This is a genomic window from Pseudomonas sp. P4_B4, from assembly GCF_056402255.1.
Window position 1 is genome coordinate 174,376 of record NZ_JBFUHS010000007.1, and the last position, 14,165, is coordinate 188,540.

The window sequence follows — 14,165 nt, forward strand, 5'->3', positions numbered from 1 at the left end:
AAGGCCGAGAACCGGCGCCATCAGGCGCCGGTCAGGCAGGTCAGTATCAATAGATGCTGAACGGGAAGTACTTGTCGTTGATCTTCTTGTAGGTGCCGTCAGCGACGATTTCTTTCAGCGCGGAGTTCAGCTTCTCGCGGATCGGGTCCTTCTTGCGCACGGCAATACCGATCTTGTCGCTTTCTTCCACTGGGTCGCCCTTGAACTCGTAGCTACGGCCGGCGTCGCTTTTCAGCCATTCGTAGTTGACGTACTTGTCGGCCAGGATGCCGTCCAGACGACCGGAAGTCAGGTCGAGGTAGGCGTTTTCCTGGGTGTCGTAGAGCTTGATGGTGATGTCGTCACCATAGTGGTCTTCCAGGAAGGTGCCGGCCAGGGTCGCGCGCTGGGCGCCGATGATCTTGCCTTTGAGCGCCACCTTGTCGGTTTTGAAGTCGATGTCTTTCTTGGCGATGAACTGCAGCTTGTTGGAGTAGTACGGGTCGGTGAAGTCCACCGCTTGCTTACGCTCGTCGGTGATCGACATCGAGGAGATCAGGAAGTCGAACTTCTTGGCGTTCAGGGCCGGGATGATGCCGTCCCAGTCGGAGGTCACGACGGTGCACTCGACTTTCATCTTGGCGCACAGGGCGTCGCCGATCTCTTTGTCGAAGCCGACGACATTGCCACTGGCATCTTTATTGTTGAACGGCGGGTAAGCCGCTTCGATGCCCATCTTCAGGGTTTCGGCCATGGCACCGGCGCTGAACGCCAGGGTGACGGCGGCAGCCAGGAAGACCTTTTTGTAGTTCTGCATGTGGGTAGCTCCGTTAGCGGTTGCTGGACATGAATTGTTTGCAGCGCGCCGAGAGCGGGTTTTCAAACACCTGCTGTGGCGATCCTTGCTCTTCTACCAGGCCCTGGTGGAGGAACACCACTTCGCTGGAGACCTGACGGGCGAAGCCCATTTCGTGGGTCACGAGCAGCATGGTGCGGCCTTCTTCGGCCAGCGCGCGGATGACATTAAGTACTTCCTGGACCATTTCCGGGTCAAGCGCCGAGGTGGGCTCGTCGAACAGGATGACCTTGGGCTGCATGGCCAGGGTGCGGGCGATGGCCGCGCGTTGTTGCTGGCCGCCGGACAACTGCGCCGGGTAGGCATGGCGCTTGTCGGCGATACCGACCTTGGCCAGCAGGGCTTCGGCCACTTCGATGGCTTCGGCCTTGCTCTGGCCGAGCACACGGCGCGGGGCTTCGATGATGTTGTCGAGCACGCTCATGTGCGGCCACAGATTAAAGTTTTGAAACACAAAACCGATTTCGCTGCGCAGGCGATTGATCTGCTTGCCGTCGGCGGCCACCAGTTCACCGTTCTTCGCGGCCTTGAGCTTGAGTTCTTCGCCAGCGACCAGGATCTGGCCCTGGTGCGGGTTTTCCAGCAGGTTGATGCACCGCAGGAACGTGGACTTGCCGGAGCCGGAGGAACCCAGGATCGAGATCACATCGCCGTCGCGGGCGGTCAGCGAGATGCCTTTGAGCACCTCCAGCGAACCGTAGCGTTTGTGCAAGTTGCGGATTTCAAGCGCGGGCGTGGCCTCAGCCATGTGCGTTCCTCATATATGTTGCGCTCCTGCTGTTGGCGGCCTTCCTGGCGAGGCGGCCAACCTAGCATAGCGTTTCAATGGCAGCCAACAGCGCTACGGACGGTAAACGGCTGGTGCGTGGCAGGTTGTCGCATCGGCGCAGCAGACTGTCGCCCCATCAACAACCGAACAGCTGTTTGAACCTTGCCTGTCGATAAAAAGCGCGGTGGCTGCCGCAAAAAAAGGCGCGATGTTGCCAGCTTTGACAGGGTGTTGGAAGCGCTATCCGGCCAAATGCACCGCTAGTGCACTTTTAATGTGCGCAGAGCCATTTTCAGGTGTGTTTCCGGTGCATTGATTCACCACACAAAGTGGGTCGCAGGGTAACGTTCTGGCAAAGTGCCAGTGAATTCAATGGGTTGCGATGACTGTCCGGTCAAGGCGAGATCGCCGGGTTAGAGGGTTTTGAAATATTTTGGCGCAATTATTGCGTGCAGAATCCAGAACGCCCCGTTGGCTTCTTTTTACGAGAAGGTTCGCCGAACGGGATGCACGCATTCGCTTCTCCTTACAAAGGTAGTTTTAATGAGCAGTACCCAAAGCTCTAATGGCCTCGAACAGGGGCTCAAACCGCGCCACGTGACCATGCTGTCGATTGCCGGGGTTATCGGCGCCGGCTTGTTTGTTGGCTCGGGTCACGCCATCGCTGCTGCAGGTCCGGCTGTTCTGTTGGCTTACGCCGCCGCCGGCATGTTGGTGGTGCTGGTGATGCGCATGCTCGGCGAAATGGCCGTTGCCTCGCCGGACACCGGTTCGTTTTCGACTTACGCCGACCGCGCGATCGGTCACTGGGCCGGTTTCACCATCGGCTGGTTGTACTGGTGGTTCTGGGTGCTGGTGATTCCACTGGAAGCCAACGCCGCCGCGACCATCCTGCATGCCTGGTTCCCAGGCGTGGACATCTGGGCCTTCGCTCTGGTCATCACGATGCTGCTGACCGTGACCAACCTCTTCAGCGTAAAGAACTACGGTGAGTTCGAGTTCTGGTTCGCCCTGATCAAGGTTGTGGCAATCATTGGTTTCATTGTGCTCGGCGTCCTGGCGATCTTCGGCTTCCTGCCGAACAGCCAGGTCAGCGGTGTTTCGCACCTGTTCGACACCCAAGGCTTCCTGCCAAACGGCATGGGCGCGGTGCTGGGTGCGATCCTGACCACCATGTTCTCCTTCATGGGCACCGAAATCGTGACCATCGCGGCCGCGGAATCGAAAGATCCGGGCAAGCAAATCTCCAAGGCCACCAACTCGGTGATCTGGCGGATCGGCTTGTTCTACCTCGTGTCGATCTTCATCGTTGTGGCCCTGGTGCCATGGAACGACCCGATCCTGGCCAGCCTTGGTTCCTACCAGACTGTGCTTGAACGCATGGGCATCCCGAACGCCAAGATGATCGTCGACATTGTGGTACTGGTTGCTGTGACCAGCTGCCTGAACTCGGCGCTCTACACGTCGTCGCGCATGATGTTTTCCCTGGGCAAACGCGGCGATGCGCCGGCGATGTCCACGCGCACCAACAAAAGTGGCACGCCTTACTGGGCAGTGATGTTGTCCACTGGCGCAGCGTTCCTGGCGACCTTCGCCAACTACGTGGCTCCGGCTGCCGTGTTCGAATTCCTGCTGGCCAGCTCCGGCGCCATCGCATTGCTGGTGTACCTGGTAATTGCGATTTCGCAACTGCGCATGCGTAAGCAGCGTATAGCGCGCGGCGAGAAAATCGCCTTCAGCATGTGGCTGTTCCCGGGCCTGACCTACGCGGTGATCGTGTTCATCGTCGCGGCCCTGACCATCATGCTGTTCCAGGAAGCCCATCGCGTGGAAATCCTCGCGACCGGCTTGCTCAGTGCTCTGGTGGTAGCGGCTGGTTTGCTGGTGGCTCGCCGCCGCAACCTGGAAAAACGCGGCGCGGTGGTGCTGAACTGATCCATACCGCGTAACGCAAAACGGCCGCTGTCAGAGATGACAAGCGGCCGTTTTTGTTTGGGCGTAACCCTTACTCGGCTTTTTCTTCCGGTACTTCCAGCGACTCGCGGTAGACATCCAGTGCAGCGCCGAAATCGGCGATGAACTGCGGCTCGCTCAGCCAGACCTGGGCGGTCTCGCGATCCATGCCGTCGGCCCACATGCGGTAGTCGATCAGCATGTCGGCGGCCAGGTGGGTGGCGGCCATGCCTTCGTCGTCGGCGTTTTCCATGTCCAGCAGTTCTGGATGGTCGATGATGATAAAGGCGAGGTTCCTCAGCAACACCGAGAGCATTTCGCTGCGGCTGACGGCTTCCGCGTCGCGCATTTTGCTGAACATTGCCAGGGTGTATTCCGGGATCGGCTCGGCAAGGTGGCCAAGGTCATCGTCCAGCGCGGCGGGTTTGCGGCCGTGGATATTGATCTGCTTGGCTTTGGCTTTTGCGCGTTTGGCGCGTTTCTGTTGCTTGTTCAGGGAGGCCATGGGAACTCAGTTCGGTTTCTGTTGGGTTTGCGCGGCAATGGCGTCGGACGCCGCCACGTAGTCGGCCTGGAAGGCCGGTGATTCGATCCACGCCAGGGCGCCGGCTTCGTCGGTTTCGGTCGCCCATTGGCGATACTCGATCAACGCGGCAAGGATGAAGTCCATCGCGCCTTCTTCGCCTTCCTGCTCGTACACCAGTTCCAGCAGCGGGTCTTCGAGGAAGGCCGTGCACAGGGCTTGCTGGCTGATTTTTTCGGCGTCGATCATTTTCTTGAACAGTTCGGTCAGGTCCACCGACTCGAAGTCGATGCGATCGTCGTTCGGGTCCAGTTCCACCGGCGCGGCAGCCCGCTGGGTGCGGTTCTGCTTGGCCTTGGCCTTGGCGCGGGAGGCGCGTTTTTGCTGCTTGTTGGCGGAGGCCATGGGCGTCGTTCCGTATTCGTTGAAAGGGCAAAAGGCCTAGCTGCGTGGCACTCGCCGCCCGGGGGTATCGGGGGCCAGCTCGCCGTTTTGCAGCCAGGCCAATGCAATGGGCCATAGTGTGGCTTGGTATGCGCTGCGAAAAAAGGCGAAATGTCCGACTTCTTCTTCGCCGATGTCTTCGGGGTGGATGCGCAGGTGAGAGTTTGTGCTGCCGGTGAAGTAGCCGAGCAGGCGCTCGATGGCCGGGACCGTGCCGTAGGGATCGTCGCTAATGCTGATGGCCAGGGTTTGCGCGGTGACACCGGCAAAGGGCAGCTGCCCGGCGGTTTTGCTGATTGTGCGGCCGCTGGAGCGATTCTCGTAGCGGGCAGTGGAAAGGCTCCAGTCTCGGACCACGCCGGCGGGTGTGTCTTCCAGCCAGCCAAGGCGTTTGCCCGGAAAGTAGCCGTAGATCATCGTCACCAGCGGCATCAGCACATGCCACTTGGCGAACATGCGCCAGCGATGGGCCGGCGCATAGTCGCGCCAGTAGGCGAATTGTGCACCGACCGTCACCAGACGCCGGATCAGGTGCCCGGACGCCCCCAGGCCCGCTGCACAGCCGCCAAAGCTGTGGCCGACCACATCGATAGGCTGCCTTGGGAACTCACGCTGTGCGCGCTTGAGCATCGCCTCGAAATCCAGCGCACCCCAATCGCTCCACGAGGCTTGAAGCCCCTTGAGCGATGCCGGCCGCGACTCGCCGATGCCGCGGTAGTCATAGGTGATGACATCGAAGCCGTGGTCGAACAGGTAGTCGGCAAAACGTGAGTAATGCCGGCAACGGACCGACGTGGCGGCATTGATGATCACCACCGGACGAGCGGCGTCCTGAGAGGCGTGTCGCCAGGTGAAGCCACCGAGGATGAAACCGTCCGCGGCGGTTTCCTTGAACGGTTTGCCGGGGGTGGTATCCGGCAGCGGCAACTCGATTTGAATGGGGGCCAGTGGAGGCGTGTCCTGCAAATTCATCGGCGTCAGTCCTTTGCGGGTAGCTGCCAACGATAGTCTTGATGCCGTTGATGAACAATCCGTTCGTCTCAACGCGGTTGTTGATCGGGCAGTCGTTCTTCAAGTGCCGCCCATTGCCTGTCCAGTTCGTTACGAAGTTGCTCTTCACTCGGCAGGACAAGCTTGTACTTGCTGGCGAGCAGTTGCTCGTTGCCTTCCAGCACTGAGTAACGCACCACGGATTCATCCTTTTGCGCGCAGAGAATGATGCCGACCGTGGGACTGTCTTGCGCGCCACGTTTGAGGTTGTCGTACATGCTCAAGTACATGTCCATCTGCCCCAGATCCTGATGGGTCAGTTCACCGCGCTTGATATCGACGATGACGAAGCACTTGAGCAAGTAGTTGTAGAACACCAGATCGATGCAGAAGTCTTTGCTGCCGATACTGATGCGTTGCTGACGGGCAATGAAAGCGAAGCCCTTTCCCGGCTGAAGCAAGAAGCCCTGCAGTTGTTCGATCAGCGCTTGTTCGATCTCGCTTTCCTGAAGCTTGCCGGCAGTGGGTAAACCAAGAAACTCCAGTACCACCGGATCACGGATGAAATCCCGAGGGCTGGCCTTCATGTTTTGAATGTGGGTGGCGGCCTCCTGCTTGACGCTGCCGCGATCGCGGCTCGCCAGCAGATGTTCGTAGTACAACGTATTGATCTGGCGCTCCAGCGCTCGGCTTGACCAGTTTTGGGTAACTGCTTCGTTCATGTACCAGAGACGAGCGCTGTCGTTGTCGACCCGAAGCAAGCGGCGGTAGTGGGTCCAGCTCAATTCGGAACGCACTGCGTTCCAAATTGGAAAAGTTTGATAAAAATCTCGCATGTAACGCAGATTGCGTTCGTCAAAGCCTTTGCCGAAGTCGGCACTGAGTACTTTTGCCAAAGTGGCCAGTAAGCGTTTGCCATATCTCGCCCGCCGAGCCCCCTGCTGCTCGAACTCGACAATATGTCGCCCGATCTGCCAACAGGTCTGCACTTGAACAGTATCGACCGCCCGAAGCACCTTCTGACGTGCCTGATGGATCAATTTTCCAAGGTTGCCAAGCAGTGATGCCAGATGTGGATCGTGAGTGTCGTTGGGTGTGAGGGTCGTCATGAGGTCTTCCGCAGCAAGTTGAACAGCGAAAGAGAATGACAAGTGAGCACCCTTCGAAGATGCCGGGTGTTACTGAGAAACAGGCAGGAAATACCGGGTTCTCAGGCAGGACAGGTCTGAATCCGGGCGAGGGCTGAGGAACAAATGGCGTAGTACGTTTCGTACTCAAGCCAAATCAATCTAAACCCATCCCTCCGACTGGAAATCCAAAGAGTGTAACGATTGGGTTCTGCAGAACCCGGGAGTCGTCATCATGAAATACTTCCATTCACTCCTGTTGCCCCTCACTGCTGTAGGCGTGCTGATGTTTCCAGCGATGTCACCTGCCGCCAGCCTTGAGCCAATCGACAGCTCGGGGGTGCAGGTGCAAAGCCAGGAGCAAAACGGCATCACCTACCTGTCCGGCGGTATCGGCGAGGATGAGTCCAAGGCCATCCAGCAGACCACCGGCTATAACCTGCACATGACGTTCTCTGTCGGGACGGGAAATGAATACTCTCCTGACGTGAATGTAGTTATTCAGAAAGCCCCGGGGCAGACCGTGCTGACGCTCAATGACGCCGGTCCGCTGGTTTACGTGAAACTGCCTGCCGGTAAATACACCGTCATTGCGACGCATCACGGAGAAACACGGAAGGACGTTGCCGATGTTGGCAGTGGTGCAGCCCGTAACCTGGTTTTCCACTGGAATGATGCGAGTTAACGAGAGGCTCTGAACCATTGGTGCTCAAGGCTCAAGGCCAGAAACGACAAAACCCGCGATCCCGGTGATGGATACGCGGGTTTTTTCAAATGAAGATTGAGGGTCTGGCGAAGCGGCGAAGTGGGGGTATCGTCAGATCCCAAGCATTAGGACGCGCTGGTCATCACCGACGTGACGATCATAACGACGCCAATGTTTGGATGAGTGCAACGCGTAAAGGGTTGGTTTCTACGCTCAGCAGCTTGATGGCCAAGGCGCAGCAGACCACGATCAACATAGGTTTGATCAACCGTGGTCCGACCCGAACAGCGGCCCGTGCACCCAATTGAGCGCCGACGAAGGCTGCCAAAGCCATGGCAATGGCTACCGGCCAGATAATCACACCTTTGGTGATAAAGACCGACAGAGAACCGAGATTGCATGAGGCGTTGGCAAGTTTGGTAAAGCTCATGGCCCGCATCATGCCCAAGCCGCAGAGCAGTACGAATCCGACGATAAAGAAAGAGCCCACACCGGGGCCAAATATACCGTCGTAGAAGCCAAGAATCGGCGCAACGCTAAACGAAAAAAGCAGAATGCCGATTCTCTTGCGTCGATCTTCATTGGCCAGCTTTGGAGAGAGCGCAAAATAGATGGCTACCAGGATCAGCATGATAGGTACGCAAACTTCCAGATAGCGCTTATCAATAGAGCTGACCAACAAGGCACCACTGGCGCCGCCAATAAATCCGCAGATAACCAGGAAACGGCCTTCGCGCCACTCGATCATTCCTTTGCGAGCAAAGGTTACAGTTGCCGAAACAGTTGCCGAAGCGGCCTGGAACTTGTTCGTGGCAATCGCACTGATGGGATCTACACCTGCCAGGAACAATGCAGGCAAGGTGATCAAACCGCCACCACCGGCAATCGCATCAAAAAAACCGGCGCAAAAAGCGACGAGCGCCAACATGCCAATTACATCCCAAGACATTGCATTCTCTCTTTATGGTTATTGGCCAGTAATCACATGACTGGTCGTTCAACAGCCTGATCACATAAAAAATCAGCCCTGAAGCACTAGCGGGTCCTCGGAAACAACGATGGGGGAAGAAAATTTTGAAAGTCCGAAAATACGAACCAAGACCCGTCTGTTGTCTTTGATGACATCGCGACAGTGCAGAGCCCTGATGTTATTGATGACTATGGCCGATTCCTGGGTCAGCGTGTATTCGACCGGTGTTGCTTCACCCACACCCTGGCAAAGGGCGGTGTAAGCCGTTTTCACAAAGGTCGAGGCGTTGTCATTGACCGAAAAACGATACGAGTTAAAGCGGGCTGTGAACCCTGCCTTGTCGTCGAACTCCAGAATCGAAACGTTGCGGCCATCTTCCCCTTTGCCGCTGACAAAGGAGTCACTACGAGTGAACTGGAAGTTACCCGTGGTCAGCGCGAGGCAGTTGGTGACGCCAATTTTTTCGAGTATGGGAGGTAGTGGAATGACTCGCGTAGGCTCCAGGCTCGGGTTCCACAAGGCGGAAAGTATGAGCGACGATGGAGAGGGCGAATGCCCGTCTTTCGCGTTCACAGCGCACCAGTAAGGCGCCTCTGTATGCGGGCCAAGTGCGAGGCCGGAATGGGAACTCAGTTCTTTTATGTCCGGCTCGGCAGGGATTCTGGTCAATCCGCCGCCCTTGAAGTTGGCCACCAGTCGAACCAGTTTTCCTTCATTGTCCATGTCATAGGCAAAGGCACTGTTACCCACCAGTTTCAACAAGATCTGATTACGGGCGGCCAAGCAAAGGACGTCGTGACGATTTTCCAGGAATTTCAGGTCTGGCAATTCACTTGGAGGGCTGACATCGGTGATTTTTTGCAGCCCTTCAAAGATCAGCACGCAAACAAGGCCATCAGAGTAGGCACCCAGCAATTCGCATTGGTCATTCGAAAACGAGAACTTTAATTCGGTGGCTGCCAGAGAGGCTTTGGACTTGGCTCCCCTTACCTGTGGCCCGCCGATGGCGGCCAGTTCTTCGGCGAACTTGTTAAGCAATGTTGCCTGCTGAATATCAAAGCGGAATGTTCTGATTTCTTGTTCAGTAAAAAACTCAGCGGTTTCGACATCTCGTTGAATGGCCTCAGTCATTGTCTTCCCTGTTGTGTCTCTGCTCCCACCTGTACGGCAGCTTATCCTCCGATTCTGCACAAGCCGATGATCAGCGTATGTCATCCAATTCCGTTAAAGCATACGGAGCGTTCCGACAAACCAAGCGACTGCCAGGAAGGGCCGATTTCCAATGTCTGAAGCTTTTGGGGACTCAGCCTCGGCAACCATCACGGGTACTTGCTGGCGTGGCGAGAGGAGGTGGGAATTGTTGCTTCGATGGTGACTGGACCGGTGCCTCATCAAATCGCAGGCATAAAAAAACCCTGAATCTTGCGATTCAGGGTTTCGGTATTTGGTGCCCAGAGACGGAATCGAACCGCCGACACGGGGATTTTCAATCCCCTGCTCTACCGACTGAGCTATCTGGGCAACGGGGCGCATTAAACGGGTTTTTCAGGGGGTCGTCAAGCAAGTTTTCAAAAAAATTTTAATTATTACCGTCGCTTACGTTCCGACCCCCGATAAATCGGGGTTATTCCGACGGCGGCACGTAGCCTTCGGCCTTGGCGTAATCCTCGCCGGAGAAGTACTTGTCCATCTCGCCCTGAAGATATTTGCGATCTTCGGCGTTCATCATGTTCAGGCGTTTTTCGTTGATCAGCAGGGTCTGGTGCTTCTGCCAGTCGGCCCAGGCCTTTTGCGAGACGTGGTCAAAAATGTCCTGGCCTTTGGCGCCCGGGAACGGAGCACGTTCCAGGCCTGGCAATTCTTCTTTGTACTTGCGGCACATGATGGTGCGGGTCATGACGACTCTCCTGCGTTCAATACGGCGGCCGCGCGTTCGAGCAAGGTTTTGACCGGGGCGGCAAGGCCCAGGCGCGGCGGGGTGGCGAGGTTATACCAGAGCCAGTCAGCCTCGGCCACGTGATGGCCGGACTCCTGGACCAGAACCAGCCAGGGTTCGATGGATAACTGAAAATGGCTGAAGGTGTGCACCAGGCTCGGCAATGCCTTTTGAGTGCCCAGCTCCAGCGAGTGCTGCGATGCCAGATGCGGCAGGTCGTCGAGGTCGTCGAGTTCCGGCAGGCTCCACAAACCGCCCCACAGGCCCGTGGACGGGCGACGGTAAAGCAGGATCGCGCCGTCGTTGTTGGCGAGCATCGGCATCAATGTGCGTTTCTGCGGGATGGCTTTGCGCGGCTTGGGGATCGGGTAGCGGGTTTCCAGGCCGAGCATGTGCGCCTCACAGCCCTTTTCCAGCGGGCACAGCAGGCAGCTCGGTTTGCTGCGGGTACAGAGTGTGGCGCCCAGGTCCATCATCGCCTGGGTGTAGGCGTTGACTCGGGTCTGCGGCGTAAAGCGCTCAGCGTTGGCCCAGAGCTGTTTGGCGACCTTCGGCTCGCCGGGGTAGCCCTCTTGTGCGGTAAATCGCGCCAGCACCCGTTTGACGTTGCCGTCGAGGATCGGCGCGCGCAGGCCCATGCTGATGCTGGCAATGGCGCCAGCGGTGGACAGGCCGATCCCCGGCAAGTCAGTAAGTTTTTCAACATCCCGGGGAAACTCGCCGCCGTACTGCTCGACGACGATCTTCGCGGTCTTCTGCAAATTGCGCGCGCGGGTGTAGTAACCCAGGCCCGTCCACAGGTGCAGCACTTCGTCTTCCGGTGCCGCCGCCAGGGCTTCGACCGTTGGCAACGAGGCCATGAAGCGGTCGAAGTAGTTCAGCACGGTGCTGACCTGGGTCTGCTGCAACATGATTTCCGAGACCCATACCCGATACGGGTTGATGTCCTGCTGCCAGGGCAAATCGTGCCGGCCGTGGCGGTCGAACCAGTCCAGCACCGCCGTTGAAAACTGCTCGGCTCTCATCGCTTGAACAGCTCCTTGAGCGCGTCTTTGAGTTTCGGGTTGACCTTGTCGCCCCATTTCTCGTCGATTTTTTCGCTGATCCTGTCGCCAGCCAGTTTGGCCGCGACCTGGCTCATGCGGTCGTTATCCAAACGGCAAGCCTTGGCGCCCAGCTCCAGCGGGCCGCGGCAGCGCAGTGGCCACTCGACACCGACAAACTTGTCGCCGACCTGACAGGCCGGGTCCGGCATGGCGCTGGTATCGCCTTCGACGATGATGCCGACGCGGTAGTCCATGCCCAGTACTCGCAGATCGATGTCACCGTCACCGTTGACGGTCATGCCCGGGATGCGCACTTTCAGGTCGGGGTTGCTGGCCACGCCGTTACGCAAGGTCAGGTTGCCCTTGAGCTCCTGGAAGGGTGTGTCCTTGCCCCGGGGTTCGCCGTTGAGGGTTTTGCGGTTGAGCGTGGCGATGCCTTTGCACAGCTGTTGCTCGAGGTTGGCGTTGAGCAGCACGCCATTGTTGATGACGAAACTGGCGTTGCCGTTGAGGGTTTCGATCAACGCTTTCTGGCTGTTGCCGCTGCCGGTCAGGCTGCTGTTGAGCGTGACCAGGCCTTTGACTGGCGGGTTCTTGCCCTGGCTTTCGAGGATTTTTTCTGCCGGTACCCGGCTGATCTTCGTCTGCAGGTTCAACGCCGGCACTGGCTGGCGTACATCGAGCGTGCCGGTGGTTTCGAAGTTGCCCTCGTACAGGTCGCCGCGCAGGTTGCCCAGCGTCAGCAGGCCGCCCTGGCCGGTGGCCTTGAGCGCGGCGTTATGGATCGGCAATTTTTGCAGGGTCAACTGGCCGAAGGTCAGGTCGGCGTCCACATCGAGCTTGCTCAAGCGTTCCACGGGCAACAGGCGCTCGCTGCTCCAGGCGTCCTTGGTCGGCGCGGGTGGCAACGGAGTACTGCCGGCGCCGGCCATGGCATCGGCTTCGGTGCTGGCGACTTCGGCCTGACGCACTTGTGTCGCGCTATTGGCCTCGGCGGACTTCGGCGGCAGGTAACGGTCGACGTTGAAGGTGTCGGCCTTGAGCACGGCGCGCAGCGACTGCTTGGAGAAGTCTTCGACGGCAATGCGGCCGCTGAAGGTGCTGTCGTCGACTTTCAGGTTGACGTTGTCGAACGCCAGGCTGGTGGGTGTTGCTGCCAGACGGCTGACCAGTTCGACCTTGCTCAGGCTGCCTTCGGCCATGGCCGGGAGTTTCTGGCCGATGCTATCGACGAATTTCGCCAGGTCGAACTGGGCAATCGAGATGCCGCCGCTGACTTGTGGGGTCTTGTCGAGGTCGTTGACCTTCAGTTCACCCAGTGCCCGCAGTTGGTTGGCGGAGATTTTGATGCCGGTCCACTCGGCGACATTGGCGGCCTTGTCCAGCACCAGCTGGCCCTGGGCGGAGAAGGTCATGGTCTTGCCTTGTAATGGGTCGCCGGTCACTTCGCCGGACAACCTCATGTCTTCGAGCTGATAGCGCTGCAGTGCACGTGCGATCCGCACCTCACCGTTGAGCTCGGTACGCACTCGCAATGCCGGCTGGTTGGCTGACAGGAAAGCCGTGAGCTTGAGGGGAATGTTGACGGAGTCGTGAACCGCACCGGTGCTCAACTGAATGCTTTCGGCGCTGAAGCTCTTGCCGGTTCGTTCGTCGGTGTATTCAACCCGTGCGTTGTTCACGGTCAGGCTGTCGATGTCCAGGCGAATCGGCTGCGGCGGCTTTTCCGCCGCGACGCTCGCTTCGGGCGCAGGTTCGCCAGCGGCCGGCGGGGTGCTGGTCGCGTCGGTGTTGGCCACTGCCGGCAGCTTGCCGACGTCTTGCCAATTGCCGTGGCCGTCCTTGTCGCGGTTCAGGCGCAGGTTCAGGCCCTCGACGCGCACGTCGCTCATCTGCACTTCACGGCGCAGCAGCGGCAGTACGCGCACCGACAGGCCGAGCATCTGCAAATCGGCAAACGGCTCGGTCGGCTTGATCAGGGTCGCCACACTGGCGTCGTGCAGCTCCAGGCCCAGCCACGGGAACAGGCTCCAGCCGATATCGCCATTGAGCGTCAGCTCGATGTGAGCCTTGTCGCGGGCAATCTGGCGAATCTCGTCTTTGTAGTCGTTGGGATCGAAGAGGTGGGTCAGGGCAAAGCCCAGCGCCACAATGATCAGCAACAGCCCGAGAAGTACCAGACCCAGGATTTTGCCGAACGCTTTCATGGGCGAGTCCTTGTAATTAGTCGAATTCAAAATTTAGCCGAGGAGTATAGCGCCCCCGAACAGACGACCGGTCAGTGATCACGCCGGCAATACATCCAGCGGCAGTTTCAGCTTGGCGGCCAGCGCCTGAGCCTCCAGATGCCCGGCAGGCGCCAGCAGGCGCAGGGGCATGCCCGATTGCGCGGCCATTTTCTGGGCTTCGGCAACCAGTCGCTCGGCAACACCACGGCGACGGGTAATTTTTCGCACACATATTTGGGACAAGTGCCAGGCGTCTTGGTGCCTTTGCAAGCGGGCCGCGCCCAGCAGGCGATCATTGAAGCGTCCGGCGATCAGTGTGCCGTCGCGCAAACAGTCTTCGATCAACTGTGCGGCCCCTGAAAAAGGGGCGAACAGCCAGTCCGGGGCGTCGCAGTAGATCTTCTGCAGATCCTGCCGATCCTTGGCAGTGGCTTGGTTCAGCGGCTCGACAATGATCGGCATGGTGATTCCTGTGAGGTCATGAAGCGATGGAGATCAGATGACGTACAAAACGTGATGTCAGTTTGGTTTTTCTGCCACTTGCAGATGGTAACCTTTGCCCGTTCGTCCGTCCTTCTGCGACCTGTTGTCGCACAACGAGGCGCTCGACCGAAAAAACGGTCATGCCTGCGTGCATA

At 58.4% G+C, this 14,165-nt stretch carries 14 protein-coding genes and 1 tRNA gene; 2 read left to right on the forward strand and 13 right to left on the reverse strand.

Annotated elements, in window-relative coordinates; translation table 11 throughout:
- Positions 1-46: 46 nt before the first annotated feature.
- Both AC1DVE_RS11040 and AC1DVE_RS11045 read right to left on the reverse strand, forming a co-directional pair.
- Positions 47-796 (reverse strand): ABC transporter substrate-binding protein, encoded by a 750-nt coding sequence (locus AC1DVE_RS11040; protein WP_223457461.1) that lies wholly within the window; start codon positions 794-796, stop codon positions 47-49.
- A gap of 13 nt (positions 797-809) precedes the next feature.
- Positions 810-1,583 carry an ABC transporter ATP-binding protein gene (locus AC1DVE_RS11045; protein ID WP_007972784.1) on the reverse strand — a complete coding sequence of 258 codons (774 nt, stop codon included), beginning with the start codon at positions 1,581-1,583 and terminating at the stop codon, positions 810-812.
- 564 nt (positions 1,584-2,147) lie between these two features.
- Between AC1DVE_RS11045 and gabP the strand changes: the two genes are divergently transcribed.
- A complete protein-coding gene (gene gabP, locus AC1DVE_RS11050; protein ID WP_223457463.1) occupies positions 2,148-3,539 on the forward strand; it encodes a GABA permease in 1,392 nt (463 codons plus the stop codon).
- 70 nt (positions 3,540-3,609) lie between these two features.
- Here gabP and AC1DVE_RS11055 read toward each other — a convergent pair whose 3' ends face one another.
- From AC1DVE_RS11055 to AC1DVE_RS11070, 4 genes are all read right to left on the reverse strand, one after another.
- A complete protein-coding gene (locus AC1DVE_RS11055; RefSeq protein ID WP_223457465.1) occupies positions 3,610-4,062 on the reverse strand; it encodes a hypothetical protein in 453 nt (150 codons plus the stop codon).
- A 6-nt stretch (positions 4,063-4,068) separates the two neighbouring features.
- On the reverse strand, positions 4,069-4,485 hold the full coding sequence (locus tag AC1DVE_RS11060; RefSeq protein ID WP_110660947.1) for a hypothetical protein: 417 nt from the start codon (positions 4,483-4,485) through the stop codon (positions 4,069-4,071).
- A gap of 36 nt (positions 4,486-4,521) precedes the next feature.
- Positions 4,522-5,496 carry an alpha/beta hydrolase family protein gene (locus AC1DVE_RS11065; RefSeq protein WP_223457467.1) on the reverse strand — a complete coding sequence of 325 codons (975 nt, stop codon included), beginning with the start codon at positions 5,494-5,496 and terminating at the stop codon, positions 4,522-4,524.
- 68 nt (positions 5,497-5,564) lie between these two features.
- Complete coding sequence (locus AC1DVE_RS11070; RefSeq protein ID WP_223457469.1) at positions 5,565-6,623, reverse strand: PDDEXK nuclease domain-containing protein; 1,059 nt, start codon at positions 6,621-6,623, stop codon at positions 5,565-5,567.
- Between the two features lie 253 nt (positions 6,624-6,876).
- Here AC1DVE_RS11070 and AC1DVE_RS11075 point away from each other — a divergent pair, with 253 nt between their 5' ends.
- Positions 6,877-7,326, forward strand: a complete 450-nt coding sequence (locus AC1DVE_RS11075) for a carboxypeptidase regulatory-like domain-containing protein (RefSeq protein ID WP_223457471.1) — start codon at positions 6,877-6,879, stop codon at positions 7,324-7,326.
- 178 nt (positions 7,327-7,504) lie between these two features.
- Here the strand turns inward: AC1DVE_RS11075 and AC1DVE_RS11080 are convergent, their stop codons facing one another.
- The 7 genes from AC1DVE_RS11080 to AC1DVE_RS11110 form a co-directional block, all read right to left on the reverse strand.
- Positions 7,505-8,296 (reverse strand): TSUP family transporter, encoded by a 792-nt coding sequence (locus tag AC1DVE_RS11080; protein WP_223457473.1) that lies wholly within the window; start codon positions 8,294-8,296, stop codon positions 7,505-7,507.
- 72 nt (positions 8,297-8,368) lie between these two features.
- A complete protein-coding gene (locus AC1DVE_RS11085) occupies positions 8,369-9,448 on the reverse strand; it encodes a hypothetical protein (RefSeq protein ID WP_223457474.1) in 1,080 nt (359 codons plus the stop codon).
- Between the two features lie 314 nt (positions 9,449-9,762).
- Positions 9,763-9,838 (reverse strand) — tRNA-Phe (locus tag AC1DVE_RS11090).
- A gap of 103 nt (positions 9,839-9,941) precedes the next feature.
- The gene (locus AC1DVE_RS11095) at positions 9,942-10,214 is read right to left on the reverse strand and encodes an oxidative damage protection protein (protein WP_007989188.1); all 273 of its coding nucleotides are present in this window, start codon (positions 10,212-10,214) and stop codon (positions 9,942-9,944) included.
- Positions 10,211-11,278 (reverse strand): A/G-specific adenine glycosylase, encoded by a 1,068-nt coding sequence (mutY, locus tag AC1DVE_RS11100; RefSeq protein ID WP_223457476.1) that lies wholly within the window; start codon positions 11,276-11,278, stop codon positions 10,211-10,213. The genes AC1DVE_RS11095 and mutY overlap by 4 nt, the downstream gene beginning before the upstream one ends.
- Positions 11,275-13,506, reverse strand: coding sequence for an AsmA family protein (locus tag AC1DVE_RS11105; protein ID WP_223532774.1), 2,232 nt, complete (start codon positions 13,504-13,506; stop codon positions 11,275-11,277). The genes mutY and AC1DVE_RS11105 overlap by 4 nt, the downstream gene beginning before the upstream one ends.
- A 78-nt stretch (positions 13,507-13,584) precedes the next feature.
- A complete protein-coding gene (locus tag AC1DVE_RS11110) occupies positions 13,585-13,989 on the reverse strand; it encodes an acetyl-CoA sensor PanZ family protein (protein WP_223532772.1) in 405 nt (134 codons plus the stop codon).
- Positions 13,990-14,165: the final 176 nt, after the last annotated feature.